This is a genomic window from Labrenzia sp. C1B70, from assembly GCF_000475395.1.
Taxonomy (GTDB): domain Bacteria; phylum Pseudomonadota; class Alphaproteobacteria; order Rhizobiales; family Stappiaceae; genus Roseibium; species Roseibium algicola.
Map to the genome: position 1 here is coordinate 72,489 of NZ_AXCE01000010.1, position 25,467 is coordinate 97,955.

Genomic DNA, 25,467 nt, shown 5'->3' on the forward strand with positions numbered 1-25,467 from the left:
TGTCTCAGGTCAGCGCGGCTCGTCAGCCAGTCCCTTGAAGATGGCGTAACAGGCCAGCAACAGCACGATCGTGAAGGGGAACCCGGTCGAGACCGCCATTGCCTGCAGGGCTCCCAGGCCCCCGCCAAGCAGAAGCGCGATGGCGACCAGACCTTCGAAGGTGCACCAGAACACGCGCTGCGGCACCGGCGCATCGACCTTGCCGCCTGCCGTGATCGTGTCGATCACCAGAGAGCCGGAGTCCGAGGAGGTGACGAAGAACACGATGACCAGAATGATGGCGATGAACGAGGTGATCGATGCCATCGGCAGATCGGCAAGCATGCCGAACAGCGACAGTTCGGGGCTGTAGCTCGCGATCACGTATTCATGCACCTGGCTGTCGTTGCTGGCCAGGACCTGTTCGATGGCGGTGCCGCCGAACGCTGTCATCCAGATTACGGACACGATGGTCGGAATGATCAGGACGCAGACGATGAACTCCCGAACAGTGCGGCCACGGCTGACGCGTGCAATGAACATTCCGACAAACGGCGACCAGGAAATCCACCAGGCCCAGTAGAACGATGTCCAGCCCTGGCGGAAGCTGTCGTCCTCGCGGCCGAACGGCATCGACAGCGGTACGATTTCCCTACCGTAGGCAAAAATGTTGGAGAAGAAGTCGGAGACCAGTGTTGCGGTCGGACCAGCGGCAATCACGAAGACCAGCAGCAGAGCCGCAATCAGCATGTTGATTTCCGACAGAACTTTCACGCCGCCGTCGAGACCACGCAGAACCGAGACAAGCGCAACGCCGGTGATGCCGATGATCAACACGACCTGTGCCGTGGTGCTGACAGGAATGCCGAAGACGAAATCGAGACCTGCATTTGCCTGCTGGGCGCCAAAGCCAAGTGAGGTCGCAAGACCGAAAAGGGTCGCGAATACGGCCAGGATATCGATGACATGGCCCGGCCAGCCCCAGGTGCGCTCACCGAAGATCGGATAGAATACCGAGCGCATGGTCAGCGGCAGGCCCTTGTTGAAGGAGAAGATCGCAAGAGCGAGTGCAACCACGGCGTAGATCGCCCAGGGGTGCAGGCCCCAGTGGAAGATGGTTGCGGCCATGCCCATGGCCTTCGCGGCCGCGACATTTTCCGGAATGATATTGCCGTCGGCGTCGAAGGGCTTTGGCACACCGATCGGCTCGGAAAAGGCCATGTGATAGACCGGTTCCAGAACGCCGAAGAACATCAGGCCAATGCCCATGCCAGCGGCGAACAGCATGGCGAACCAGCCGAAGTAGGTATAGTCGGGCTCGGCGTCCTTGCCACCGATGCGGACGTTGCCGAGGGGAGTGACGATCAGCGCCAGGCAGACGAGGACGAAGACGTTGCCGGAGATGATGAAGAACCAGTCGAGGTTCGATGTCAGCCACTTGCGCAGATGATCGAACATCGGGCCGACTTCGGTCTGAAAGGCAAGGGTCAGAAAGACGAAGGCAACGATGGTCAGGCCAGAGACCAGGAAAACCGGATTGTGGATGTCGAGGCTGAAAGGGCCGACAGAGGTTTCGATGTTGTCCTGGCCAATCTCGTATTCGGTGTCGATGAGATTGGCGGCGCCTTCCGGATCCGGAATGCCTTGATTGTCGCTCATGGGAGCGCTCCTTTTGTTCGGGAAACGGGTTATCTCACGAGGAAGACGGAAACATCTGCATGGCTCGCGACGCGTCCACCGTTCGACGGCCAGAAGTGATCCGGCACGTGCGGGATGTGCGTTGCCATGACCACGAGATCCGCGCCGGTATCGTGAACAGCCTTCAGAATCGCGTTTTCCAGGTCGACAGCCGGATCGTGAGAGAAAACGGTATGACCGGTAGCGGTGATCCCGTGTTTCTGCCCTTCTGCGGCAGCGTAGGCAGCCAGCTTCTCCCGAAACTCGTCCGGAGTGTGGGCAAGGGCGCTTGGGGTGTTTGAAGTTACCGCCGCAAATACCACGGGAATACTATTGGTTTTTGCTATATAAGCACCCGTTGCGATGGCTTTTTCAAGTTTATCCGCATGACTGAGGTCAATCGGAACTAGTATTTTTGTGAACAAATGTCCCTCCAAGATCTGTTCAGGCAAGAATATACAAGATTCAAGCCGTAGAGGTCCTTGCGCGGAGGGTCCGCTTCAGTATTGCATTCTAGTGTAATGTCGTCTTGTCCCGCTCCGCTACGATTACACTACTGTTGCATATACGGAGGGCGGCGTCAAAAGAACGGCAAGAATACGTCCCGATGCGACATATTGGCGCGTTGGGTTCGAATTAGCGCGCAGTTTTGCGCGGGAAGCCGGGAAAACGCTACGGCATCGCGTGTCAAACGTGGCCGCGAGCAGGCCAGACGGTCTGGGCCGGTCAGAGGGCCGGAGCGTGTTCCGGATACGAACTCTTGTGGGCAACGCATTTGTTGCGGCCCGTCGCCTTTGCCTCATAAAGCGCCGTGTCGGCCTTTTGCATGAGGGTTGAAAATTCCAGATCTTCGCGGGCGACGGTGGCAAGGCCCATGCTGCAGGTGACCGTCTGTTTGACGATGTCGAGCTGGCATTCCTCGATAATCTTCACCCGCAGGCGTTCACACACCAGCATGGCATCTTCGATTTCGGCGTTGTGCAGGATCATACAGAACTCTTCGCCGCCGACCCGGCCGAAGATGTCGACAGCACGCAGGGCGCTGCTGACGGTATCGGAAAATTTTTTCAAAACCTCGTCGCCGGTGGCATGGCCGTACAGATCGTTGATCTGCTTGAACTTGTCGATGTCCATCATCACAGCCGTGAAGGGGCGTTTGGTGCGGCGGAAGCGTTGCACTTCTGTATTGGCCCGTTCCAGGAAAGCGCGGCGGTTCAGGATCTGGGTCAGGTCGTCGATGCTGGCGACCCGCTCCAGGTTGATCTTGGCGTTCATCAGGGCCTGGTGATCGCGCTGGCGGGCGATCTCATGTCCGACCCAGTCCGCGAACTGACGCACGATCTGAAGATCCGACGGGGAAAATGCCCTTTTGCGCACGTCCGGGGCGGTGAAGTTGATTGTCCCATGAACTTCACCATCCACGAGAATCGGGGCGCCGATGTACGTCTCCAACTTGAAGATCTCGTGGCAGGGATGCCTGGCGAACTCCGAGCTCGCGGCATTTGCGGTCGCGATCGGCTCTTCGGACTTCAGCGTCAACAGACAATAGGTGTCCTGCAACGGGAACGTAGTGCCCGGAACGAGTTCTCCTTCCGGGCTCTGGGCGTGTGTGATCGTGTAGTGGTCGTCAATCACGTGACTGATAATGCCGAAGGGAACCTCGAAATGTTCGGTCCCCAGACGCAGGATTTCGGCAATCTTGTCTTCGTGGCCTAGCTCGCGGGTCGAGGTGATGGCGTAAAGCTCGGCCAGCGTACGTTCCGTTTTCTTCCGGTCGGTTATATCGGAAATCAGCACCACGATAGCTTCAACGGCACCATCATCGCCGAAGCGCGGGTTACAGCTCATCAGGCATTCGCGCAAAATGCCGTCGGGAAAATGGAAGCTGACTTCCGATGAAACCTTCTCACCGCTCATCACTTCCTCGAAGATCGTGCGAACGGCTTCGCGTTCCTTCCAGGGCAAGCGGTCACGAAGCCGGGTGCCGATGAGAGTTTCCGGTTTTTCGTTGAACCAGTCACACGCGGTCTTGTTGATGAAGACGCATCTGCCCTCCAGATCGACCTCGGTGACGCTGGCGACAATGTTGTCGGCCATGAGCGAAAGGTTCTTGTAGGCGTTTTCCGCCTTGGCCTGAGCGTGTTTGAGTTCCGTGATGTCGAACCGGATGCCGGCGATGCCGCCGGCGCGGGTGCGGGTTTCCGAAATGCGCAGCCAGCGGCCGTCACTGAGGTTTTGCTCCAGGATCGAGCCATCGCCGGCCTGATGCCGATCGAGGCGCTCCGCCAACCATTCGTCGTCCGTCTTGCCGCCCGTCTCGTATTGCTTGCGGTTCAGGCCGAACCGCAGGATGTCCTCGAAACGATTGCCGGGGAACATGGCCGGTGCCGAATGGGCATAGATCTCGCGATAATTGTCGTTGCAGATAACCAGCCGGTCATCCTTGTCGTAGAGTGCGAATCCTTCCGAAATTGCGTCCAGCGCATCTTCAAGCGTCAAGGCGATGTCGCTCAGTTTGCTTTCCAGCGCCTTTCGTTCCGCCTGATCCCGCGCGATAAACAGGATGCCGGTCAATGTGTGATCTGTATCGAACAGCGGTGCGCTGACAACCTCGACGGATACGGTCGACCCGTCTTCGAGCGCCAGATCTATTGAATAGGCCTTGCGGTTCCGGTGATCCGTTGGCGATTGGTAGAGTTCCGCCATCTGGGCAAACTGGTTCGGATCGGCGAAGAACCGTTTCGTTGTCGTGCCGACGACCTTTTCGCGATCCACCTTCAGCAGTTTGGACATAGCGTTGTTTACGAAAACGATGGTGCGTTCGGGGTTGGTCACGAGGACACATTCGTTCAAATCGCCGAACGTCTGTTCAAGATCCAAAGTGATGTTCTTGGTCATTTCCGTCCCCATTGTCCGACCTTTGTGCGGGTCGCGGTGTCATTCAAGACAATAAAAGTTTAATAAAAGGGATACGTAACGGAAGACTCCTTGAAGAAAATACGCATGTTAACCTTGGTCAGGTCTAGCGATCAGTATTTATGCCAAGTGTTCAGTTCTTGCGGTTTTCGTTCAGGAATTTTTCTATCCGTCCCAGCGCATCACGTATGTTGTCCGTGGAATTCGCGTAAGACAATCTGATGTAGCCTTCGCCCAATACACCAAAATCAGGGCCTCCGATGGTCGCAACGCCTGTCTCTTCCAAAAGGGCGGATGCAAGTGCCTTTGCCTTCCAGCCGGTCTGCTTGATATTCGGAAAGGCATAAAAGGCACCAAGCGGAACGCGGCAGGAAATGCCCTCGATGGCGTTCAGGCCGTCAACGGTCACCTTTCGCCGGCCGTCGAATTCCCGAACCATGTCCGCCACTGCGGTTTGCGGTCCGGTAAGGGCTGCAAGAGCGCCGAACTGGGCGGGGGCGTTGACACAGGACCACGCGTTGACCGCGAGCTTGCGCGCCTTGTCGATCAGGCCTTCGGGCCAGAGGGAAAAACCCATCCGCCAGCCGGTCATGGCATAGGTCTTCGACCAGCCGTCGAGCAGGATGAGCCTGTCGCGCAGCGACGGGAACCCCAGCAGGGAGACGTGTTCCATGCCGTCATAGGTCATCTGCGAATAGATTTCGTCGGACATGACGGCTACATCAGGAAAGCGTTCCAACCCGGCGACGAGCTTTTCAATTTCATCGCGGGGGGTGACGCCGCCGGTGGGGTTCGCCGGCGAATTCAGGATGAGCAGACGGGTCTTGTCGGTGATCAGCGACAGCGTCTCTTCGGCAGAAAAGGCAAAGTCGTTTTCCTCGCGGATCGGAACCGGCACGGGCCGGGCGCCGGTGAACTCGATCATCGAGCGGTAGATCGGGAAGCCCGGATCGGGATAGAGAATTTCACTTCCCGGTTCGCCGAACATCAAGATGGCCATGAACATGGTGACCTTGCCACCGGGAACGATCAGAACGTTGCCCGGGTCAGTCTCCACTCCGTGACGTTTCAGAAGGTCGGCGGAGACTGCTTCGCGCAACGGGGCAATGCCGGTTGCGGGCGTGTAACCGTGCTGACCGTCGCGCAGGGCCTTGATGGCGGCTTCAACGATGTGATCCGGCGTTTTGAAGTCCGGCTGACCGATGCCCAGGTTGATGATGTCGCGGCCTTGTGCGGCAAGTTCCGTTGCCCGCGCCAGCACGGCGAATGCGTTTTCCTCGCCAATCCGGTCAAATCCGCCAATCGTGTGCAGCATTTTGGTCTCCATGCCTTTGCGCGCTTCCTCGAGCCGACGTTAATGCGGTGGACAAGGATTTGAAAAGGCTGAAGAACGGTCAAAGCGTTCGGGCGAGTGTCCACAGGTATGCCGGGAAAAGGGAAATTTCCGTACCGCCCTCCCAATACGGCGGTGAAATGCTTATATTCGCGCCCAAGCGGCCCGCCGACCGGCGGGCGACCCTTTATCTTCTGCCAGGAAAGCGCGCAATGACTGCGACCCAGGACAGCCAGGCACAGATCCCCGTTACCGTTTTGACGGGGTATCTGGGTGCCGGCAAGACCACACTTCTCAACCGGATCCTGACCGAAAACCACGGTCAGCGTTACGCGGTCATCGTCAACGAGTTCGGCGAAGTCGGTATCGATAACGATCTGCTCGTGGAATCCGACGAAGAAATCTTCGAAATGAACAACGGCTGCATCTGCTGCACCGTGCGCGGTGACCTGATCCGCACTGTGCAGAACCTGATGAAGCGCAAGAATGCCTTTGACGCGATCATCGTCGAAACCACCGGTGTTGCCGATCCGGCTCCGGTCGCACAGACCTTCTTCATGGACGACGATGTGCGTGCTGCCGCGAAACTCGATGCGGTTGTGGCCGTTGTCGATGCCCGCCACGTGCTGCAGCGTCTGGAAGACACCGAAGAGGCCGAAGACCAGATCGCCTTTGCCGACGTCATCCTGATCAACAAGACCGATCTCGTCTCGGGCGAAGAGCTTGCCACCGTCGAGGCGCGTATCCGTTCGATCAATCCGTATGCCGTGCTCCACCGGAGCGAGCGTTGCGGCATCGAGATCGCCAAGGTGCTGGATCGGGGTGCGTTCGATCTCGACAGGATCCTGTCGCTCGATCCGCATTTCCTCGAGCATGGTCATCACGCCGACGAATGCGGTCCGGACTGCGACCATGACCACCATCATCACGGCCACGACCATCATCATGACCATGGACACGATCATGGACATGGGCATCACCATCATCACCACGATGAGGATCCCCATTCGGTGAAGAGCATTTCCCTGAAGGCAGGCGACCTTGATCCCAACATGTTCTTTCCCTGGATCAACCAGGTCACGCAGGTTCAAGGCCCAAACATTCTGCGCCTGAAGGGCATCATTGCCTTCAAGGGGGATCCGCAGCGCTATGTCATCCAGGGGGTGCACATGATCGTTGAAGGCGATCATCAGCGCGACTGGAAAGAGGATGAGCCGCGAGAAAGCCGCCTGGTCTTCATCGGACGCGATCTCAACTGGGATGTCCTGAGAGACAGTTTCCAGGCCTGCGCCGCGCAATAAGGAAGAAGAGACTTGCCGACAGTTGCTCCCGTGGAGGTGGACGGCTTCGTCGTCCGCGCCGGCTATCTGAAAGAAACGGCCTTTTTTGCGTCCGGAGAAGGCGACATCGTCCTGTCCGGACAGGGTGAAACGAAACTGAAGCCGCACAAGGCCGGGCTTCTGGCTGCCGAGCCGATAATCGACGGCAAGGGGCTGATCACATCGGGTGACGACGGCTGCATCTTCCTGAGTGCGGCGGACGGATCGAGCGAATGCGTTGCCGAACGGCCGCGCAAGTGGATCGACCTGATCGCTGCCGGACCGTCCGGTGCGCTTGCCTTTGCCAGCGGCCGCACCGCCTGGGTGCGGTTCGCGGACGGGCGCGAAAAGGAATTCGCGCATGAACGGGCCGTCGGCGGTCTTGCCTTCGCGCCCAAGGGCATGCGGCTGGCAGTCGGACGCTACGATGGGGCGACGCTCTGGTGGGCCGGCACGGACGGCGCACCGGTCGAGCTCAGCTGGAATGGCGCACATCTGGGCGTGAGCTTTTCGCCCGACGGCAAGTATGTTGTTACCGCCATGCAGGAAAACGCGTTGCACGGCTGGCGTCTGTCGGACAGCCAGGACATGCGCATGACCGGCTACCCGGCCAAAGTCAAATCGTTCAGCTGGTCGGTCAAGGGGCGATATCTGGCGACCTCCGGTGCCAATGCCGCGATCCTCTGGCCGTTCTTCGGCAAAACCGGGCCGATGGGGCAGACACCGCTGCAGTTGGGCACAAGGGGTGACAACCTGGTCAGCGCCGTTGCCTGTCACCCGAAGGAGGATGTCGTTGCTGTCGGCTATCAGGACGGCATGATCCTGATGTGCCGGTTCGAGGACAACGCCGAGGTACTGCTGCGGCGCCCGGGCCTGGGGCCGGTGTCTACAATGGCCTGGGATGCCGATGGAGTTCGGCTGGTCTTCGGAACGGAAACCGCGGAAGCCGGGATCATCAGTCTGCAGGACTGACGGGCCGTAACCTGGAAAGGGAGATCCTGACACGCGATGGCACGTATCATGATGCTGATTGTCATGTTGCTGAGTGGAACCGCGACGTCCCAGTTGCCGGAGTTCACACAGCAATATCGCCAGCGACTTGGTGGGGCCATCGACGCTCTGGAGGAAATTCTGGCCGATTTCAATCGTGACGCCGCTCGTTACGGGCTGACGTCGGCAGAAGCCATAGCGCGTCAGAAATCTTCGGAAGATCCCTTTATCAGAGCGCGGGGCGACAGCATGCTGAACGCCGAAATCCGCTTGAGTAGGCTGAAACTGCAGAGGGAAGAGCTTGAAACGGCCGGGCCACTGGATCGCATGATCATCTTTGCGCGCGGCTTCGACCCAACCCTGGCGCAGGCAACGGCCGAAGACTACGAGCCAGCCGTTCCGGTAACGCCGGCCGGCTTTGCCAGTGCAGGTGTCGGTGCGCTTGGCGGGCTCCTTGTCATGCGCCTGCTGATCGGCGCAGCTCGCCTTGGGCGCCGCACCAGACCTGCCCGGCACTAAACGCCCCGCCAGGCCGGCCTTTGGCGAAGCCTTTGACCGGCCGCCGGAAAATACGCTAAGCAGGGTTTCTGGAATGGCCCCAACGGGAAGGATGCCGGATGGACGCAATCACGCGGATGCGCTGCTTCATTCAAGTTGTCGATTCAAACGGATTTTCCGCAGCGGCCCGTGAAATGGGGCGTTCCAAGGCGCTGGTCTCGAAATATGTCGGCGAGCTGGAAGATGAACTGGGCGTGCGTCTGTTGAACAGGACCACCCGTCAGGTGTCGCTCACCGAAGTCGGCGAAGCCTATTACAAGGAAGCCGCCGAAATCCTGCAGCGTATCGATGATCTGCAAGCCTCGGTTCAGTCCTCGCACCAGGAAGTCCGTGGACGTTTGCGTGTTTCTGCTCCCCGTTCGATGGGCGACGACCTGCTGAACCAGGCCATGATGCATTTTCTGGTGAAGTATCCGGAAATCAATCTGGACCTCAGGCTGGAAGACCGCTTCGTCGATCTCGTGGAAGAAGGTTTCGATCTTGCGGTCCGGGTCACCCAACTGGAAGATTCCAGCCTGATCGCCCGCAAGATTGCTCCCTTTCGCACCGTGGTGTGCGCCACGCCTGAAGCGATCGAGACCTACGGGGCGCCGAATGTGCCCGCCGATCTTTCCACACGGCCTTGCATCATCGATACGAACTACCGCTTCAAGCAGAACTGGGCCTTCTACACGAATGGAGAGCGTTCGTCGGTGGCAGTGAAAGGCCCGCTGGAAGTCAACAGCGCTGCCGCGGCGCGCGAAGCGGCGTTATGTAACCTCGGTTTCCTTCGTACGCCGCTGTTTTTTGTGTCCAAAGACATCCGCGACGGCAAACTGGTTACGCTACTGGAGGCCTATGAGGAGCCGATGCGCGGTATTCATGCAGTTTATCCGCACCGCCGGCACTTGAGTGCCAAGGTGCGCGCCTTTGTTGATTTTCTGGTCGAATGGTATTCGTCAGGTCAAAACGACTGCTGATTTTTTTTAGCTGGTTCAGCTATTTCCCATTCCTTTGAGAATACGTTTTCGGATTTTATTTTCCGTTTCGTTTTTCTTGGTTAAATGAATGTAATCTGTAAATTTCTATCTGTGGTTATTTAAGGGAAATTACTTACAATAAGTTTCGGTGAAGGTTTTCCTTGAAAAGCCGATGTATAAATCCCAAGGTTTACTCATGGAAAACGCGCAGGAACATATTGCCGCTCGCCTGGAAGAGGTTTTCTGGAGCCGGGGTTTCGCCGAACCGAGCGTTCCCGAACTCAGGGCCGGTGCAGGTGTCAGCATGCGCACGCTTTACCGTCATTTTCCCTCGCGCGAGGCGATGGTGCTGGGCGCCCTTGAATACCGGCATCGGCGTTACCTCTCCTATGTTCGCGAAGGTGTGACGTCGCCCGGGCTTGAGGCCGCCGTTCAGCTTTTTGACAAGCTGGGAGGCTGGATGCGCATGACGGCGGGCAAGGAGTGTCTGTTTCGCCAGGCGCTTGCAGCAAATCCCGGCAGCACCGAAATAGCGGCGATGGTGAAGCGCCACAAAGGCGAGCTTCTGCGTTTCTTCGGCGAATTGAGCGGGCAGGAAAGCTTCGCCTCGCGTCTTTACCTCCTGCATGAAGGCGTCACCGCCTGTTATGCGGAAATGGGGGAAAGAGCCGTTGAGGACGCGAAGAACCTTGTGAGGCAGATGTTCAAGGCAGCCAACGAAAGCCAGCTTTCCTGACCTGAGCATTAAATCAGGCGCACTGTTGTGATGCAGTGCTGTCTTCTGCCGACCGTACGCAGGCTCGACAATGGAAACAGGCAAAGCAAAAAACGGCGGCTCAAGGCCGCCGTTTCCGTCTTTCGTGAAAGTTTTAATCAGGCCGACTTCGCTTTTGCCAGACGCTCTTCCGCCATTGTGTCGGCCACGCGTTCCGGGGTGCTGCCTTCGCGGGCGGCTCGCTCGAAAATCGTTGCCAGGGTTTCGCCGATCGCGATCGTCTTTTCACGCACCAGCTTGTCGCCGCTGTCCGCTGTTGCCAGGGCAATGGAGATCACGCCGCCGGCATTGATCGCGTAGTCGGGAGCGTAGAGGATGCCGCGTTTCTTCAGGGCCTCGCCGTCCGCCGGCGTCTGCAGCTGGTTGTTGGCGGCCCCTGCAACGATCTTCGCCTGGATTTGCGGAACGGTGCGAGCATTGAGGCCTGCCCCGAGAGCGCAGGGAACGAAGATATCCGCCTCCACCATATGAGCTTCGGCCGGATCAACCGCTGTGGCTCCGAACGCATCGATGGCACGCAGCACAGCCGGTGCATGAATGTCGGAAACAATGAGCCTTGCACCGGCTTCGTGAAGCTGGCGGGCAACGTCATGTCCCACGTGGCCCAGCCCCTGCACGGAGACAATCTTTCCGGAAAGGTCGCTGCTGCCATAGACAAATTTTGCGGACGCCTTGATACCTTCGAAGACACCGAGAGCCGTATAGGGCGACGGGTCGCCGAGGCCGGTTGCCTTGGTGCCGCGCACATGGGCGGTCTGGCGGGCAACGGCTTCCATGTCGTCTGGCGACACGCCGACGTCTTCTGCGGTGATGTAGGTGCCGGACAGGCGCTCCACATGGCGGCCGAATGCCTCCATCAGGGCTTCGGACTTGTCCTTGCGGGGGTCGGCAATGATGACGGCCTTGCCGCCGCCGAGATCAAGGCCTGCCAGAGAGTTCTTGTAGGTCATGCCACGGGACAGGCGCAGGGCATCCGTCAGCGCATCCGCCGGGTTCTCGTAAGGCCAGACGCGGCAGCCGCCAAGTGCCGGGCCGAGCGTGGTGTCGTGGACGGCAATGATTGCCTTCAGGCCGGTGGCCTTGTCCTGGACGAAAACGATGTCTTCGTGATCGCCCATCTCCGGATGATCGAAAACGGCACTGTGGTGAACTGATTTATGCAAGGCGTTCATGGCTGGCTCGGTGCAGTGGTTATTGTTGTGAATATTTTAGGCTGCATCCCGGGAATATTGTCTTTTTTCTCCTAATTTTGGTCGTCGGATGAGTTGAAACATTCCTTATTTGATCACCAAGTGCGAAAATTGTTCCTTGGGCGTTTTGCGCCGCGAAATTGTCGCGGTCATCTTCCTGCCGTCTTCTCTGGTCAAACAACGCACTGCGTGTCATGTAAACATATTACATCTGATCAGTGGGTGATCTCGTTGCGCTTGCTTTCCACCTTTCGAGCCAAGGTTCTTCCTGCGGCCTCTCGCCGTTTCCTGTTGGGTCTGGGTCTTCTGTTGGCTGCTCTTGCCGGAGCCAGTGCGCACCCGCATGTCTTTGTCGAGGCACGAAGCAAGCTGGTTTTCGACGATGCTGGACAGGCGATTGCGCTTCAGCACGTGTTTCGTTTCGATGATGCGTTTTCCGCTTTCGCCATCCAGGGCTTCGACAAGGATGGCGACGGTCACTATTCCCGTGAAGAGCTGAGTGAACTGGCGAAGGTCAACGTGGAGAGCATGGCCGATTACGGCTATTTCACGTTCGGTGACAATAGCCGGGTCGAATTCGATTTCGATGACCCGACGGATTACTGGCTGGAAGTGGTCAAGGTTCCCCTCAAGGACTACTGGGTGATGAAGCCCGAGGACTTCGAGGCCATGGAGGAAGATGTCCGCATGAATGGCGGCTCCATGCCGGAGGATGTGAACCTGCTGGAACTGCATTTCACGTTGCCGTTCAAACAGCCCAGCGATACCGAGAGCCTGATCACGCTCGACGTTTACGATCCGACCTATTACGTCGATTTCCGCTTTGGTGCGGGGGACGATGCACTGGGAACGGAAAACGCACCGGGCACTTGCCGTGTGAGCCGCAAGGAACCGCCGCCGCTGGATGATGCCGAAGCCTATGCACTTGCACAGATCGGCGCAGACCAGCGTGACCTGCCGCCCGAACTTCAGTCCGCTGCCGCCTCGCAGGTCAATCAGATGCTGGTTGCCTGTGGTGATGCAATGGCCGCCGCGAGCTCCTCGTCCGGAACTTCGGAAGCCGCAACGCCCGAAACCACGTCCGCTTCCACGTCCACGGACACTGCTGCCAGCTCGCCCGCCGATGCTGCGGCCGCAATTACGGCTGCACTCGATACGGCGAAGGCTTCAGAAGAAGCGGTTGCCGCGCCGAAGGCGGGTTTCCTCGATACGGTTTTCGGGACAATTGCAGTCAAGCAGAAGGAATTCTACCAGGCGCTGGTCGCCAGTCTCAGGGCCTTCCGCAACAATCCGCATGCGGCCTGGCTGCTGATGGGGCTTTCTTTCGCGTATGGCATCTTCCATGCCGCAGGGCCTGGGCATGGCAAGGCAATTATCACGTCCTATGTGGTTGCCAACAACGAGACCCTTCGCAAGGGTATTTATCTCTCCTTTGCCTCGGCGTTCGCACAGGCGGTGACCGCGATCCTGCTGGTTGGCGGTCTGGCCGTCGTTTTCAATCTCACCAGCATCGCGATACAGGATACGGCGCGGTGGTTCGAGATCGGATCCTATGTGCTGATCACCGGTCTGGGCGGCTGGCTGTTGTGGCAGAAAGCCCTTCGTCCGCTGGCCATGAATGTGGCGTCCCGTCTGTCAGGCTCGCAACTCGCGCTCGCGGGCGCTTCGGCGGCCGGTCATCACGGTCATGGCCACAGTCACGATGGCGACCATCATCATGGTCACGATCATCACCACCATGACCATCACCATCACCATCACCATCACCATCACGAGATCGGTGCAGATGGCGTGTGCACCACATGCGGTCATGCCCATGCCCCGACGCCGGACATGCTTCAGGGCAAGATTACCCTTGCCCGGGCCGTGTCGATCATTTTTGCAGTTGGTCTTCGGCCCTGTACCGGTGCGCTGGTGGTGCTGGTCTTTGCTCTTTCGCAAGGCATGATCGCAGCCGGCATCGCTTCCACCCTGGCGATGGCGGTTGGCACCGGCATAACCGTCTCGCTGCTTGCAGGCATGGCAGTCGGGGCCAAGGAACTTGCCGTGCGGCTTTTCGGCGAAGGCAGTCCGATGGCGGTGAAGGTTCACCGGACGATCGAAATCGTCGGGGCAGCCATCGTCTTCCTGCTGGGTCTCACGTTGCTGATCGCAACTCTCGGCTGGGGCTAATTACAAACCCAGGCGTTTGACGCGGTAGGCCCGGACGGCATCACCGAAGGCGGCAAACAGCTTCTTCGACGGGCCGTCCGTCGACACCCAGTATTCCGGGTGCCACTGTGTCGCGAGGACGTAGCCGGCACTATCCTTGACGGAGGCCGCTTCGATGGTCCCGTCTTCAGCTTCCGCTTCCGTGATCATGCCATTGCCCAGCCTGCCGACAGCCTGGCGGTGGAGCGAATTCACCTCGAAAGGCTCGCTGCCGACAACGGTGGCCAGACAGCTGCCTTCGGCGACTTCCACCGGATGGGCAATCCGGAAACGTTCGTCCTGCCGTTCTGATGTCGGCGCGCGGTGATCGGCGCGACCTTCAAGGGACTGGATCTCGGTCAGCAGCGTACCGCCAAGGGCAACATTCAATTCCTGCATGCCGCGGCAGATGGCAAAGACGGGAATGCCGCGTTCGACGGCGCGCTTGAGCAGCGGCAGTGTCGTGGAATCGCGGGATGGATCGTATGGACCGTTTTCTTCCGTCGGCACTTCGCCATAAAGTTCCGGATTGACGTTGGACCGGGAGCCGGTCGCCAAAACGCCGTCGACCTGGTCCAGAGCCGCATCCAGATCCAGATCTGCCCCGAGGGACGGCAGGATCATCGGGATGGCATCGGAGCCTTTCAGCACGGCCTGCAGATAGGTTGAGGTCGCGGCGTGCCAGTTGTAGCCCTCGATGGTTTTCACATCGGCGGTTACCAGGACAAGTGGTTTGGTCATTTCATGCCTGTCAGATGGGAGATCCATGTCTCCGGAAGTGTTTGGCCAGGGTGTGGACCCAAACAGATTTAGCCGAGCCGGATCAGTCCAGCAATCCCAGATCCTGCGCGACCTTGTAGAGCTGAGCGGCATTCTTGTTGCCGACCTTTTCCCGCAGGTTCAGGCGGTGGGATTCGACAGTGCGTACGCTGATGCCCAGTTCCTTGGCGACTTCCTTGTTGGGCTGGCCTTTGGCAATGGCCGTCAGCACCTGGCGCTCCCGATCGGTCAGCCCGTATGGGTCTTCCACCGGTGCGGATGTGCCGGCACCAACCAGCGTCGGGCCGACCGCAGAGGAGAAATAGTACCCGCCATTGGCAACACTGGTGATCGCCGTGATCATCTCGGCTGCGGAGATATCCTTCAGGATGTAGCCGCGGGCACCTGCCTGGACGACGCCGCGCACATACTCCGGGTTGTCATAGACCGACAGGATCAGAACCGCGATTTCAGGCAGCGTCTTGCGCATCTGGGTCGCCGCTTCCAGCCCGTTCATGACCGGCATGGACACATCCATCAGGAGAACGTCGGGGCGCAGGTCACGGGCGAGAGCCAAGGCATCGCGGCCGTTTGTTGCTTCACCGACCACTTCCAGGTCGGCCACCTTTTGCAGCCGGGCCCGGATACCGTCACGAACCAGCTCATGGTCGTCTGCCAGAAGAACGCGGATGGGCCTGGTAAATGACCGGGGTGAAGGTGAATGCACTGTCATCTTTGCATCATGCCGCTTTTGCCGCCGCATTGTCGAGCGGCATCTGGACTTTAATACGGGTTCCGCCGGAAGCACGTCTGCTCAGGGTTAACCGGCCACCATAGGTTTCGATCCGCTCGCGCATGTTGCGGAAGCCGAGGCCGCCGGATTTCGGCAGCGGGCGGGGGAGGCCGACACCGTTGTCTTCCACCGAGAGAACTAGCTGCTGCATGCCGACCTTGAGGGAAATGGCGACTTCGCTGGCGTGGGAATGGCGCGCAACATTGGTCATGCATTCCTGAACCACACGGTAGAGGGCGGTCTTGGCACCTTCCGACAAGCGGGCGTGGCATTGCTCCGCCTGAACGTTGACGGTGATGCCCGACTGGTTCTGGAACTCCTTGCCGAGACTGCCGAGCGCTGCCGCAAGGCCCATGTCATCGAGGACACTGGGTCTGAGATCTCGCGATATCCGCCGGACCTCGGCAATGGTTCCATCCAGTGTCTTGAGGCACTTGGCTGCCTGCACCTGAAGATCCGGATCCCGGTTGGCCTCGCTATGGATCATTTCAACGCCGTAGCGAACGGACACCAGAAGTTGGGAAATACTGTCATGCAGTTCGGTGGAAACGCGTTTGCGCTCCTGTTCCTGCACCTGGAAGATCCTGTTGGTCAGTTCCTTCAGCTTGGTGTCCGCAAAGCGCTGTTCGGAGAAACGCACACCGGCGATGAGGAAACCCGCAATGACGATGGCCGCAAGCGTGATCATGAAGGTGACGAACAGTGTCTGGCGGATGGAGCGGGCAAAGTCGGTGCGGATCGCGGTGACCTCGCGGGCAATGTCATCGGTGTAAAGGCCGGTGCCAAGCATCCAGCCCCACTTGTCGAGCAGGATCGCGTAGCCGAGCTTTTCCTCGACCGTGCCTGTCGAGGGCTTGTGCCAGACATACTGGTGGAACCCGCCGCCGTTCTGGGCCGCCTCGATCAGGTTGCGGATGACGTAGTCGCCGTTGTCATCCTGGAGCTGCCACCAGTTTCCCCCCACCAGGTGCGGCAGCTTGGGATGGACCAGGTTGGTGCCGTCGAGCGTGTAAACGAAGAAATAGCCGTCGTAGTCGAAGGTCAGATGCTGCAGGATCATCTTGACCTTTTGCTGCGCTGCTTCGCGACCTCCCGGTTCTTCCTTGTAGATCTGCTCGATCGAGGTGAGAGCGAGACTGACGTAGTTCCGGATTTCCTGACGCTTGGAGGACAGGATGCGCTGTTCCACTGCCTGGGTCTGCGTGTTGATCAGTTCCCGAGACTGATAGTAGGTGGCCGCACCGATGAGTACGGAGACGGCGATCAATGGCAGGATCGTGATGAGCAGCAATTTGGTCTTGAAGGTCACGAATTTTGCTCTCTTGTTGCGCGAACATGCGGCAAACGATTATCTCTCTTGCGTGGTTCTCGGTAGTATTACTGAGAAGCTGCGCAGAACCACGAATAGCGCTTCAGACACTCGGTCAACTAGACATACCTCGAGATCGGTGCAAGTGTGTACCCGGTCCGAAATCGGGTCCGATTAGGGAGGAAACTAATGGATCGTCGTTCGTTTATCAAAAAGGCTGGTATTGGTGCCGGCGGTGTTGCCGCTGGATCCTTGCTGGCTGCTCCGGCAATTGCGCAGGGCACCAAGGAAATGGTCATCGTGTCCACATGGCCGCGCGACTTTCCGGGTCTCGGTATTCCGGCACAGCGCCTCGCAGCCCGTATTGCAGAGCTGACCGCAGGCCGCCTCAACGTTCAGTATTTCGCCGCTGGCGAACGCGTTGGTGCCTTTGACTCCTTCGACGAAGTCGCTTCCGGTAACGCGCAGGCCTATATCGGCGCCGATTACTACTGGAAAGGCAAGCATCCGGGCTGGGCAGCATTCACTGCCGTGCCGTTCGGTCTGACCCAGGCTGAAATGGACGCCTGGATCAAGTACGGCGGCGGCCAGGAACTGTGGGATGAACTGGCTGGTGAATTCGGCCTGAAGAACTTCGCCATGGGCAACACCGGTGTCCAGATGGGCGGCTGGTTCAACAAGGAAATCGAAACCGCTGACGACCTGAAGGGTCTGAAGATGCGTATTCCGGGTCAGGGCGGCGACGTCATGGCGAAACTCGGCGCGTCTCCGGTTTCCCTGCCGGGTGGCCAGATCTACGAAAACCTTGTTTCCGGCGCGATCGATGCAACCGAGTGGGTTGGTCCGTTCAACGACTACTTCATGAAGTTCTACGAAGCTGCCAAGTACTACTACTATCCGGGCATGCACGAGCCGGGCGCCATGCTTGCTCTGGGCATGAACAAGGCATTCTGGGATGGCCTCGACAAGGTCGATCAGCAGATCATCGTTGCAGCGTGTGCGGAAGAAAACTCCAACACGATGGCTGAAACCAACGCCAACAACGGTAAGTACCTGACCCGCCTGATCAACGAGCACGGCGTTGAGCTGCGTGAATTCTCCGACGAGATCTACGACAGCTTCGGTGAAGCCGCTCAGGAAGTTCTGGAAGAAGCGATGGATCATTCCCCGCTGTCCAAGAAGATCTTCGAGAGCGTCATCAACGCACGTCAGGAAATCGGCAGCTACATGGCGATCGCCGACATTGCCTACAGCAACAAGCGTAACCGTTACCTCGGCATTCCGAAGTAATCGGTTGAGCAAATAAAAGGGGCGGGAGAAATCCCGTCCCTTCTTCTTAGACAAAGATAAAAAGGCACAGCCACGATGACGGCCTTGGACAATGTTCAAGACGGCTCGCCTGTTATGAATTCCGGTGGTAAAGCCTCGCCGGAGAGCGCCCGCTTCTTCCGCCTGTGCGGCTGGATCGTATTGGCGATCATGACGGCGTTTCTGCTCAACAACTACCTGACCTATTGGCAAGACCTACCAGGCATTGCGCCCATCTTCGGCGGCGCGGCCAATGGATCCATGCCGATTCTCTGGTCCTGGTTGCAATTGGCGCTCTATGCGGCGTTTGTCCTGTTGGCCTTCGGCTATGTGCGGACGAACGGAAACACGCTGCGTGAAGACAGCGTCCGGATCACCAACATCAACGCCTATCTCATCAGGGCCTGCTTCTTCGCGGTGTTGATCGTCGGGCTGGTTGACAGCGCGATCTCGTTCCTGCGCATCGAGGGCTTTCTGCCCGATGTCGTCGGACAGGCTCTTGCCGACGATCTCGGCAAATCGCAGTTCCGAGGCCCTTATGTGCACATGCCGCTGATCGCGCTTTCATTCGTGATTGCAGCCTTCACCCGCACGCTCGGCTTCACCTGGCTTGCGCTTCTGGTGGTTGCCGCCGAACTGATGATCGTGATCGGCCGTTTCGTCTTCTCCTACGAGCAGGCCTTCCTCGCCGATCTCGTGCGGTTCTGGTACGCGGCGCTGTTCCTGTTCGCCAGTGCCTACACGCTGCTTGAAGAAGGGCATGTTCGGGTCGACATCTTCTATGCGGGCCTGTCCTCGAGAGCCAAGGGCATCGTCAACGCGGTCGGTTCCGTTGTGCTCGGCATCAGCCTTTGTACCGTCATCCTGGTCATCGGCATGGGCGGCAAGCAGAACATCATCAACAGCCCGATCCTGACCTATGAGACCACGCAGGCCGGCTTCGGTCTTTACGTGAAATATCTCATGGCGGGTTTCCTGGGCGTGTTCGCCGTTTCCATGATGATCCAGTTCGTGGCCTATTTCCTGGACGCGGTTGCCGATATTCGCGGCGAACCGGGTGGCCGGGATCATGACAGCCACACTGTTCAATAGAGCCTGACGAGACCGCTTGATATGGAACTTTTCTTCCTTCTTCTCCTGGTCGTCCTGATGGCGATTGCGCTTGGTTCGGGTTTCCCCGTCGCCTTCGCGCTCCCCGGATCGGCCATCCTGACCATCGGCATCGCTGCCGGATCGGGCTATCTGTTTGCCGGCGACCCCGGCGCGTATTTCTCTCACGGTGGCCCAAGCCAGTGGCTCAGCGCTGGGGTGACGAACTTCCGTGGCATCTACTGGGAGGCCGAGCGAGATACGCTCATAGCCATTCCGCTGTTCGTCTTCATGGGCATCATGCTTCAACGATCCAAGATCGCTGAAGACCTGCTGGTGACGATGGCACGGCTGTTCGGCCCGGTGCCGGGTGGTCTCGGTATCTCCGTGGTGTTCGTGGGGGCTCTTCTGGCAGCCACCACGGGCATCGTCGGCGCAACCGTTGTCGCCATGGGCCTGATCTCGCTGCCGGCCATGCTGCGCAACAAGTATTCGGTGCCGCTGGCAACAGGAACGATTGCCGCTTCCGGGACACTGGGACAGATCATTCCGCCGTCGATCGTTCTGATCATTCTGGCCGACCAGCTTGCCAGTGCGGTCGATCAGGCCGGTTCGCTGCGCCAGACACTTTACAAGGCGAGCACCGGCGAGCTGTCGATGCCGTCGGACTACTCTGTCGTGTCGACCAGTGCCGGCGAAATGTTCCTGGGTGCCTTCCTGCCGGGTCTTGTCCTGGTTGGCCTCTACATGCTGTTCATTCTGGGTTTCGCGCTGTTGAATCCGAAGTCGGCACCGGCAGTCCATGAAGAAGGCACCTTCACGCGTGCGTTCGCAGGCAAGGTGGTCCTGACCCTGGTGCCGCCGCTGGCCCTGATCTTCCTGGTGCTTGGTTCGATCATCGCCGGTGTCGCTACCGTGAACCAGGCTGGCGCCATCGGTGCCGTCGGTGCGATGGTCATGGCCGGTTATCGCCTTCGTGACGGCAAGCGCGGAGCCTACAGCCCGGCGATCCTGGCTATTCTGGCCTTGCTGGGGCTGGCCGTGGTTGTCAGTTTCTTCGGCTCGGTCAACATCAAGCTGATCCAGACCAGCGACGATGTTCTCGCCCTGGTGCTGGCTATCATCGCTGTTTCGCTGCTGCTGATCGCGGTCCTTTGGTCCGGTTGGCGTACGCTGAAGTTCGAAGACACCATGCGCGGAGTGATGGTGGAAACCGCCAAGACCACCGCGCTTGTGTTCATCATTCTTCTCGGCGCTGCCATGCTGACTTCTGCCTTCCGTGCCTTCGGCGGGGAAGAGCTGGTCAAGAACTTCCTGCAAGGCCTGCCGGGCGGGTTCTGGGCTCAGTTCCTGATCGTGATGCTCGTGATCTTCATCCTCGGCTTCTTCCTCGATTTCATCGAGATCGCCGTCGTGGTGGTGCCGATCGTTGCACCGATCCTGCTTGCCGATCCTGAGGCAAACGTCACCGCCGTATGGCTTGGCGTGATGATCGGTCTCAACATCCAGACCTCGTTCCTGACACCGCCCTTCGGCTTCGCGCTGTTCTATCTGCGCGGCGTTGCACCGGCCGTGGTCAAGACGCTGGACATGTACAAGGGCGTGGTTGCGTTCATCTGCCTGCAGTTGCTGGCACTCGGCATCGTCGGGCTCTATCCGCAGCTTGTGAACTATCTGCCGAACCGCTCGTCGCTGCTGTCCGAGACAGCTCCTCCGCCAAAGAACCCGCGTCTGCAGTACTGCATGGAGACCCTCATCTACGAGGACTTCCAGCAGAACGGCGACAAGATCCTGTCGGCAATCCAGTCGGTCGAATCCATCGACATGAGCTATCTGCCGGAAGATCTGCGCGATGATGTCATGGACGGTCTGGAAAAGGCGAAGGAAGCCATGCCGCAGATGGAAGCGATCCATCAGGCTGAAGCTGAAGTAGCAGCAGCGGCAGGGGCCTACAAGCCGGTGCACACACAGGTTCGTGCCATCGAACGCGATGCCCGCCGTCTTGATGACCGGATCGCCGACCTTCAGGTCATCGTTGACCGGTCGGGAGAAACCGGCATCTACACGGCTGCACAAGGTGAACGTGCGCAGGCTCGCATTGACGAGCTGAAAGCCCGGCATGAAGCCCTGATGGCTCAGATCCCGTCCGATTGGCAGGATACCTACACAACCTTCGCCAAGATCCAGAAGGCAGAGGATGTAGCCCGGATGACCTATCGTCGGACTGTCGATCAGGCTTACGAGCCGATCGCGGAGCTAAAGGCGATCCTCAACGGTGCTGATCTTGTTGCAAGCTTCAAACCGGAACTCGAAGCCCTGAAGGCCGAAGTGCCGACGCTTGAGCCGGAAGCGGCCGAAGAAGCGATTTCGGCCATGCGTTCACGGGTTGGAGATGCGGAAGGCACGAGCGATATCCGTGATGGCCTGAACGAAGCCCGCAAGATCATGCGCAGCCGTCAGCCGAACGCGGAAGAAGCTGTTGCTGAAATCGACAAGTCGATTGCCGCTCTGGATGCGGATCTTGCCTGGCGCCGCAAAGGGGCCGAGGAAATCCTGCCGCAGCTGGAAACCTTCGATGACACCGTGGCAGCCAATATCGGTGTGAGAGCCCAGAACCGTTTGCCGACGGATATGGCTCTGGACGTTGCCGGATGTCTGTCCGGGCATCGGGATATTTCCCTGAGCTTCTGATCTTCAGAAGCCTTCCAAGATGCAAAAAGGGCTGTCCCGGTGGGCAGCCCTTTTTTAGTTGTCTGATTGGCCTTGCGGAAGTCAGGCGAAGCGCTGCCAGGCGGACGTGAAAATACCGGCGGCTTCGGGCGCTTCAATAATTCGGCCATGACACATGACGATCCGTTTCACGGGCCAGCTGCCAACGGCTTCCCGAAAGGGGGCGATGCCGGATTTGTCGCGGATCGCGTAGCGGTGATAGAAGGCCACTCCCGGCGCGCCGTAGCAACCGATTGCCCTGAAGAACAGTTTTTCGGTGAAATTGTGTTCCGGTTGATAGTTATAGAGCAGGTCAGCCGTTACCAGTGTGCCCGAACGCAGGTGAAAGAGAACCGTTTCGTTCAAGTCGTGCCCGCTCAGTGTCGCATGCTCGATTTCTCCATCAGCCACGACTGTTTTGTCAGTGACAATTTCCGAATTCGCGATCTTGCCGATCTTCCGTTCAAGCCCTTTGGGAACAAGTACACGGGCATTGGGAAAATGGTCCTGTGCGGCGTGCAGATACATGTGATGGAAAAGGTTCGGCGCAAAGAGCACCGCGATCTCGCCCAGGCTGCGGAGGGCGTTCCTGACATCCTTGTCCAGTGCCACCGGAGAGTGGAGCACCAGTCCGGCGGCGGTTTCCAGAACGGTCATGCGAAGGCTGCCCTTGCAGCCGAGCCTGGTAAAGGTGGTATCGAGCGTCCAGAGCCCTTCGTCGAGTTTTCGGAGTTCCTGTGCGGAGTTGCTCATGACCACTTCACATCACAGGCCAGCATGTAGCCGGAACCGTAGATGGTGCGAATGTGGGCGGGCTCGTTCTTGCGGTTGAGCTTCTTGCGGATGCGCGAGATGCGCACGTCGATGGACCTGTCGAGGCTCTCGTCACGGCCGCCATGTTCAAGCAGGTAGTCTCGCGACAGCACGCGCTTGGGGGCTCTCAGCAGAGCTTCCAGCAACGTGGCCTCTCCGGTGGACAGAAAAGTTTCCTCGCCTTCCGGAGAGGTCAGGCAATGGGAGGCGGGCTGGTAGGTCCAGCCTTCGAACCGGGCGCAGTCGACGCTGGCCTTCACCGGTGCCTGGTCGGACGAGCGACGCAGAATGGAGCGGATGCGCGCAACCACTTCGCGCGGGTCAAACGGTTTGACCACGTAGTCATCCGCGCCAAGTTCCAGCCCCATGACACGATCGGTGGAATGTCCGCGCGCCGACAGAACGATGATCGGCACTGATGACCGGCGTCTGATCTCGTTGATGAGCGCCATGCCCTCCATATCAGGCAGGCCGAGATCGACGATGCAGGCATCCGGTGTTTCCAGGCCGAGTGCGATCAGCATCTGTGAGGCCGTGGAAAAGACCTTGCCTTCCATCTCGAACTGGAGAAGGGCATCCAGCAGCAAGTTGCCGATTTCCGGTTCGTCGTCGACGATGAAAACCGTGCGTTTGGTTGCCTGGAGGGAGCGTGTCTGCAAGGCGCGTTCCTGTGTCCTAGATCAAGGGTTACTGATTTCGATCCGTCTGTGGGATCGTTTGAGCGGAAAAGCCTGGCAACTGAGACCGGCAAGTTGGATAGCGGCGCAGGACCAGAACTGATGGGTCAATCGCAATTCTCTTTGCATAACCTTCAGGCCGGATCTGGTGTGGGGCTGAGAATCTTTTGCAGGGTGTCTGCAAGTTGAGCATCTGCGAAGGGTTTCGCCAAGACCGGAAATTCGCAGGCGCATTCCTGTCCTGCAAGGTCGGACCAGTCGGCGTAACCGGACATCAGTGCAATGCCCAGATCTTGACGCTTCTGCTGGATCTCGCGCGCGAGGGCCAGACCATTGATCTGCCCCGGCATGATGATGTCACTCAGCACTCCCCGCAACTCGGGTAGGTCCAGCGCCAGGCTCCGGGCGTCTTCCGCGTTTTCGGCTCTCAGCACCGCGTATCCGAGGTTCTGCAACTGGTCTGTCACCGTGTTGGCAACATCCGGGTCATCCTCCACCAGAAGCAGAAGTTCACCCTGACCCGGTTTCAAGGGGAGCGTTTCGCCCTCGTCCGCGTCCCGGCCAGAAGTTGGCGTGATACGCCGATAGGGCAGATAAAGGGTCAGATAGGTGCCGACGCCCAGGGCGCTGGAGATGTGGATCGCGCCGCCTGACTGGCGAATGAAGCCATAGACCATGGACAGGCCGAGCCCGCTGCCCGTGCCGAAGTTCTTGGTGGTGAAAAAGGGTTCGAAGACACGCAGTTGCGTGTCCGGATCCATGCCGCCGCCAGTGTCGCCTACGGTAATACGCGCAAACCTGCCGGATGGAATGCCCAGGTCTTCGGCTTCGCGGGTGTCCAACTCGCATGCATCCAAAGTGATGATCAGCGTGCCGCCTTCCGGCATCGCATCGCGTGCGTTGAAGGCCAGGTTGATCAGCGCTGTTTCCATCTGCGTCGGGTCGATGCAGGCGCCGATTTCCTTGTCCTGAGCGGTAATCGTCACGTCGACCGAAGGCGGCAGGGAGCCTTCCAGCAACCGGCCGGCACTTGCTATAACCTTGGCAAGCGACACATTCTGGGGATCGATCGCCTTGCCACGGCTGAAGGCAAGCAGGCGCTGGATCAGATCCGAGCCGCGCTTGGTGGCTTCGAGCATCGGTGACAGCTTGCTGTCGAGGGTTTCCCGGTCGAGCGGCGTTTCCATACGCCCGAGAGACAGAAGATTGCCCATCAGGATCGCAAGCAGGTTGTTGAAGTCGTGGGCGAGCCCACCGGTGAGCTTGCCGACGGCATCCATGCGCTGGGACTGCACAAGCGCTGCTTCTGCCTGCTTCTGGTCCGTGGCGTCGAGCGACAGCACAAAAATGCCCAGGGTCCTGCCGTCCTTGGTCATGTCCGGAATGAGGGTCGAGCGCATGTAGGCGGTACTGCCGTCCGAACGATTGCGCTGATATTCGTAGCTGACGGCATTGCCTTCAAAGGAGCGGTTGATATGAGGCTCCAGCTCCTTGAACAGCTCCTCGCCAACCACTTCCGGTGCCGGCCGTCCCGCGATCGAGGCAACCGAGTGGCCGAACCAGTCGGCGTAGCGGCGGTTGGCGAAGCGGAAGACGGGGCCGGGAGACAGATAGGCAATCAGGGCAGGGATATTGTCCGTCACCAGGCGGAGCCAGTCTTCCGACTGCTGCAGTGCCCGTGTACGCTCTTCCACCGTTCGTTCCAGCTTTTCCTGCCGGCGGCGATCCTCGGTGACGTCCGAATAGGTTGTGACGAACCCTCCCTTCGGCAGTGGGGTGCCTGAAACGGCGATCACCTGGCCATTTGGACGGATGCGTTCGAAATAATGCGGTTCGAACAGCTTGGCCCGTTCCAGCCGGCGCTGGATCTTGCCTTCGATATCGCCGGGCCCATATTCGCCGCGCTCGGCGTTGACGCGCAGGAACGCTTCCAGATGTGTGCCACGACGGGCCAGTTCCTGAGGAAAATCAAGCATTTCCCAAAGGCCACGATTCCACGCGACAAGTCTGAGATCGGCGTCGAAGGCCGAAAAGCCCTGATTGATGTGGTCAAGCGCGGCCTGCATCAGATCGAGCTGCGTCTTGAGCTGTTGTGTCTCCTCCATGGGGTGAGAGTAAGCCCGA

Annotated in this window: 20 protein-coding genes; 9 read left to right on the forward strand and 11 right to left on the reverse strand. The window is 58.9% G+C overall.

Going from position 1 to position 25,467, the window contains the following annotated elements:
* Positions 1 to 9: 9 nt before the first annotated feature.
* From Q666_RS46235 to Q666_RS46245, 4 genes are all read right to left on the reverse strand, one after another.
* Positions 10 to 1,638 (reverse strand): BCCT family transporter, encoded by a 1,629-nt coding sequence (locus Q666_RS46235; RefSeq protein ID WP_023003650.1) that lies wholly within the window; start codon positions 1,636 to 1,638, stop codon positions 10 to 12.
* Between the two features lie 29 nt (positions 1,639 to 1,667).
* Entirely contained in the window at positions 1,668 to 2,108 is a 441-nt protein-coding gene (locus Q666_RS0133185) for a universal stress protein (protein ID WP_208994010.1), read from the reverse strand.
* A gap of 274 nt (positions 2,109 to 2,382) precedes the next feature.
* Entirely contained in the window at positions 2,383 to 4,554 is a 2,172-nt protein-coding gene (locus tag Q666_RS46240; protein ID WP_031270559.1) for a diguanylate cyclase, read from the reverse strand.
* 151 nt (positions 4,555 to 4,705) lie between these two features.
* Positions 4,706 to 5,887, reverse strand: a complete 1,182-nt coding sequence (locus tag Q666_RS46245) for a pyridoxal phosphate-dependent aminotransferase (RefSeq protein WP_031285008.1) — start codon at positions 5,885 to 5,887, stop codon at positions 4,706 to 4,708.
* A gap of 230 nt (positions 5,888 to 6,117) precedes the next feature.
* Here Q666_RS46245 and Q666_RS46250 point away from each other — a divergent pair, with 230 nt between their 5' ends.
* The 5 genes from Q666_RS46250 (at position 6,118) to Q666_RS46270 (ending at position 10,467) form a co-directional block, all read left to right on the forward strand.
* A complete protein-coding gene (locus Q666_RS46250; RefSeq protein WP_031270558.1) occupies positions 6,118 to 7,206 on the forward strand; it encodes a GTP-binding protein in 1,089 nt (362 codons plus the stop codon).
* A 12-nt stretch (positions 7,207 to 7,218) separates the two neighbouring features.
* On the forward strand, positions 7,219 to 8,196 hold the full coding sequence (locus Q666_RS46255; RefSeq protein ID WP_023003638.1) for a WD40 repeat domain-containing protein: 978 nt from the start codon (positions 7,219 to 7,221) through the stop codon (positions 8,194 to 8,196).
* 36 nt (positions 8,197 to 8,232) lie between these two features.
* Positions 8,233 to 8,733, forward strand: coding sequence for a DUF2937 family protein (locus tag Q666_RS46260; RefSeq protein ID WP_023003636.1), 501 nt, complete (start codon positions 8,233 to 8,235; stop codon positions 8,731 to 8,733).
* 98 nt (positions 8,734 to 8,831) lie between these two features.
* Positions 8,832 to 9,731 carry a LysR family transcriptional regulator gene (locus Q666_RS46265; protein WP_023003634.1) on the forward strand — a complete coding sequence of 300 codons (900 nt, stop codon included), beginning with the start codon at positions 8,832 to 8,834 and terminating at the stop codon, positions 9,729 to 9,731.
* 196 nt (positions 9,732 to 9,927) lie between these two features.
* Positions 9,928 to 10,467: a TetR/AcrR family transcriptional regulator gene (locus tag Q666_RS46270; RefSeq protein WP_023003632.1), complete on the forward strand. Its 540-nt coding sequence runs from the start codon at positions 9,928 to 9,930 to the stop codon at positions 10,465 to 10,467.
* Between the two features lie 137 nt (positions 10,468 to 10,604).
* Here the strand turns inward: Q666_RS46270 and Q666_RS46275 are convergent, their stop codons facing one another.
* Positions 10,605 to 11,678 carry a Glu/Leu/Phe/Val dehydrogenase dimerization domain-containing protein gene (locus Q666_RS46275; RefSeq protein ID WP_023003630.1) on the reverse strand — a complete coding sequence of 358 codons (1,074 nt, stop codon included), beginning with the start codon at positions 11,676 to 11,678 and terminating at the stop codon, positions 10,605 to 10,607.
* A gap of 240 nt (positions 11,679 to 11,918) precedes the next feature.
* Here Q666_RS46275 and Q666_RS46280 point away from each other — a divergent pair, with 240 nt between their 5' ends.
* Positions 11,919 to 13,868, forward strand: a complete 1,950-nt coding sequence (locus Q666_RS46280) for a DUF1007 family protein (RefSeq protein ID WP_353608075.1) — start codon at positions 11,919 to 11,921, stop codon at positions 13,866 to 13,868.
* On the opposite strand, the gene Q666_RS46285 is transcribed toward Q666_RS46280, so the two are convergent.
* From Q666_RS46285 to Q666_RS46295, 3 genes are all read right to left on the reverse strand, one after another.
* On the reverse strand, positions 13,869 to 14,627 hold the full coding sequence (locus tag Q666_RS46285; protein ID WP_023003626.1) for a gamma-glutamyl-gamma-aminobutyrate hydrolase family protein: 759 nt from the start codon (positions 14,625 to 14,627) through the stop codon (positions 13,869 to 13,871).
* 82 nt (positions 14,628 to 14,709) lie between these two features.
* The gene (locus tag Q666_RS46290) at positions 14,710 to 15,378 is read right to left on the reverse strand and encodes a response regulator transcription factor (protein WP_031270556.1); all 669 of its coding nucleotides are present in this window, start codon (positions 15,376 to 15,378) and stop codon (positions 14,710 to 14,712) included.
* Positions 15,379 to 15,385: 7 nt separating this feature from the next.
* The gene (locus Q666_RS46295; protein WP_023003622.1) at positions 15,386 to 16,747 is read right to left on the reverse strand and encodes a cache domain-containing protein; all 1,362 of its coding nucleotides are present in this window, start codon (positions 16,745 to 16,747) and stop codon (positions 15,386 to 15,388) included.
* Between the two features lie 189 nt (positions 16,748 to 16,936).
* Between Q666_RS46295 and Q666_RS46300 the strand changes: the two genes are divergently transcribed.
* The 3 genes from Q666_RS46300 to Q666_RS46310 all read left to right on the forward strand — a co-directional run bounded on the left by Q666_RS46300 (position 16,937) and on the right by Q666_RS46310 (position 21,835).
* Positions 16,937 to 18,037 carry a TRAP transporter substrate-binding protein gene (locus Q666_RS46300; protein ID WP_023003619.1) on the forward strand — a complete coding sequence of 367 codons (1,101 nt, stop codon included), beginning with the start codon at positions 16,937 to 16,939 and terminating at the stop codon, positions 18,035 to 18,037.
* 75 nt (positions 18,038 to 18,112) lie between these two features.
* Positions 18,113 to 19,147: a TRAP transporter small permease subunit gene (locus Q666_RS46305; RefSeq protein WP_023003617.1), complete on the forward strand. Its 1,035-nt coding sequence runs from the start codon at positions 18,113 to 18,115 to the stop codon at positions 19,145 to 19,147.
* A 21-nt stretch (positions 19,148 to 19,168) separates the two neighbouring features.
* On the forward strand, positions 19,169 to 21,835 hold the full coding sequence (locus tag Q666_RS46310) for a TRAP transporter large permease subunit (RefSeq protein WP_023003615.1): 2,667 nt from the start codon (positions 19,169 to 19,171) through the stop codon (positions 21,833 to 21,835).
* Between the two features lie 81 nt (positions 21,836 to 21,916).
* On the opposite strand, the gene Q666_RS46315 is transcribed toward Q666_RS46310, so the two are convergent.
* From Q666_RS46315 to Q666_RS46325, 3 genes are all read right to left on the reverse strand, one after another.
* On the reverse strand, positions 21,917 to 22,606 hold the full coding sequence (locus Q666_RS46315) for a hypothetical protein (RefSeq protein WP_023003612.1): 690 nt from the start codon (positions 22,604 to 22,606) through the stop codon (positions 21,917 to 21,919).
* Entirely contained in the window at positions 22,603 to 23,325 is a 723-nt protein-coding gene (locus Q666_RS46320) for a response regulator transcription factor (RefSeq protein WP_023003610.1), read from the reverse strand. Before Q666_RS46320 ends, Q666_RS46315 begins: the two co-directional genes overlap by 4 nt.
* A 152-nt stretch (positions 23,326 to 23,477) precedes the next feature.
* Positions 23,478 to 25,448 carry a PAS-domain containing protein gene (locus tag Q666_RS46325; RefSeq protein WP_023003608.1) on the reverse strand — a complete coding sequence of 657 codons (1,971 nt, stop codon included), beginning with the start codon at positions 25,446 to 25,448 and terminating at the stop codon, positions 23,478 to 23,480.
* Positions 25,449 to 25,467 lie beyond the last annotated feature (19 nt).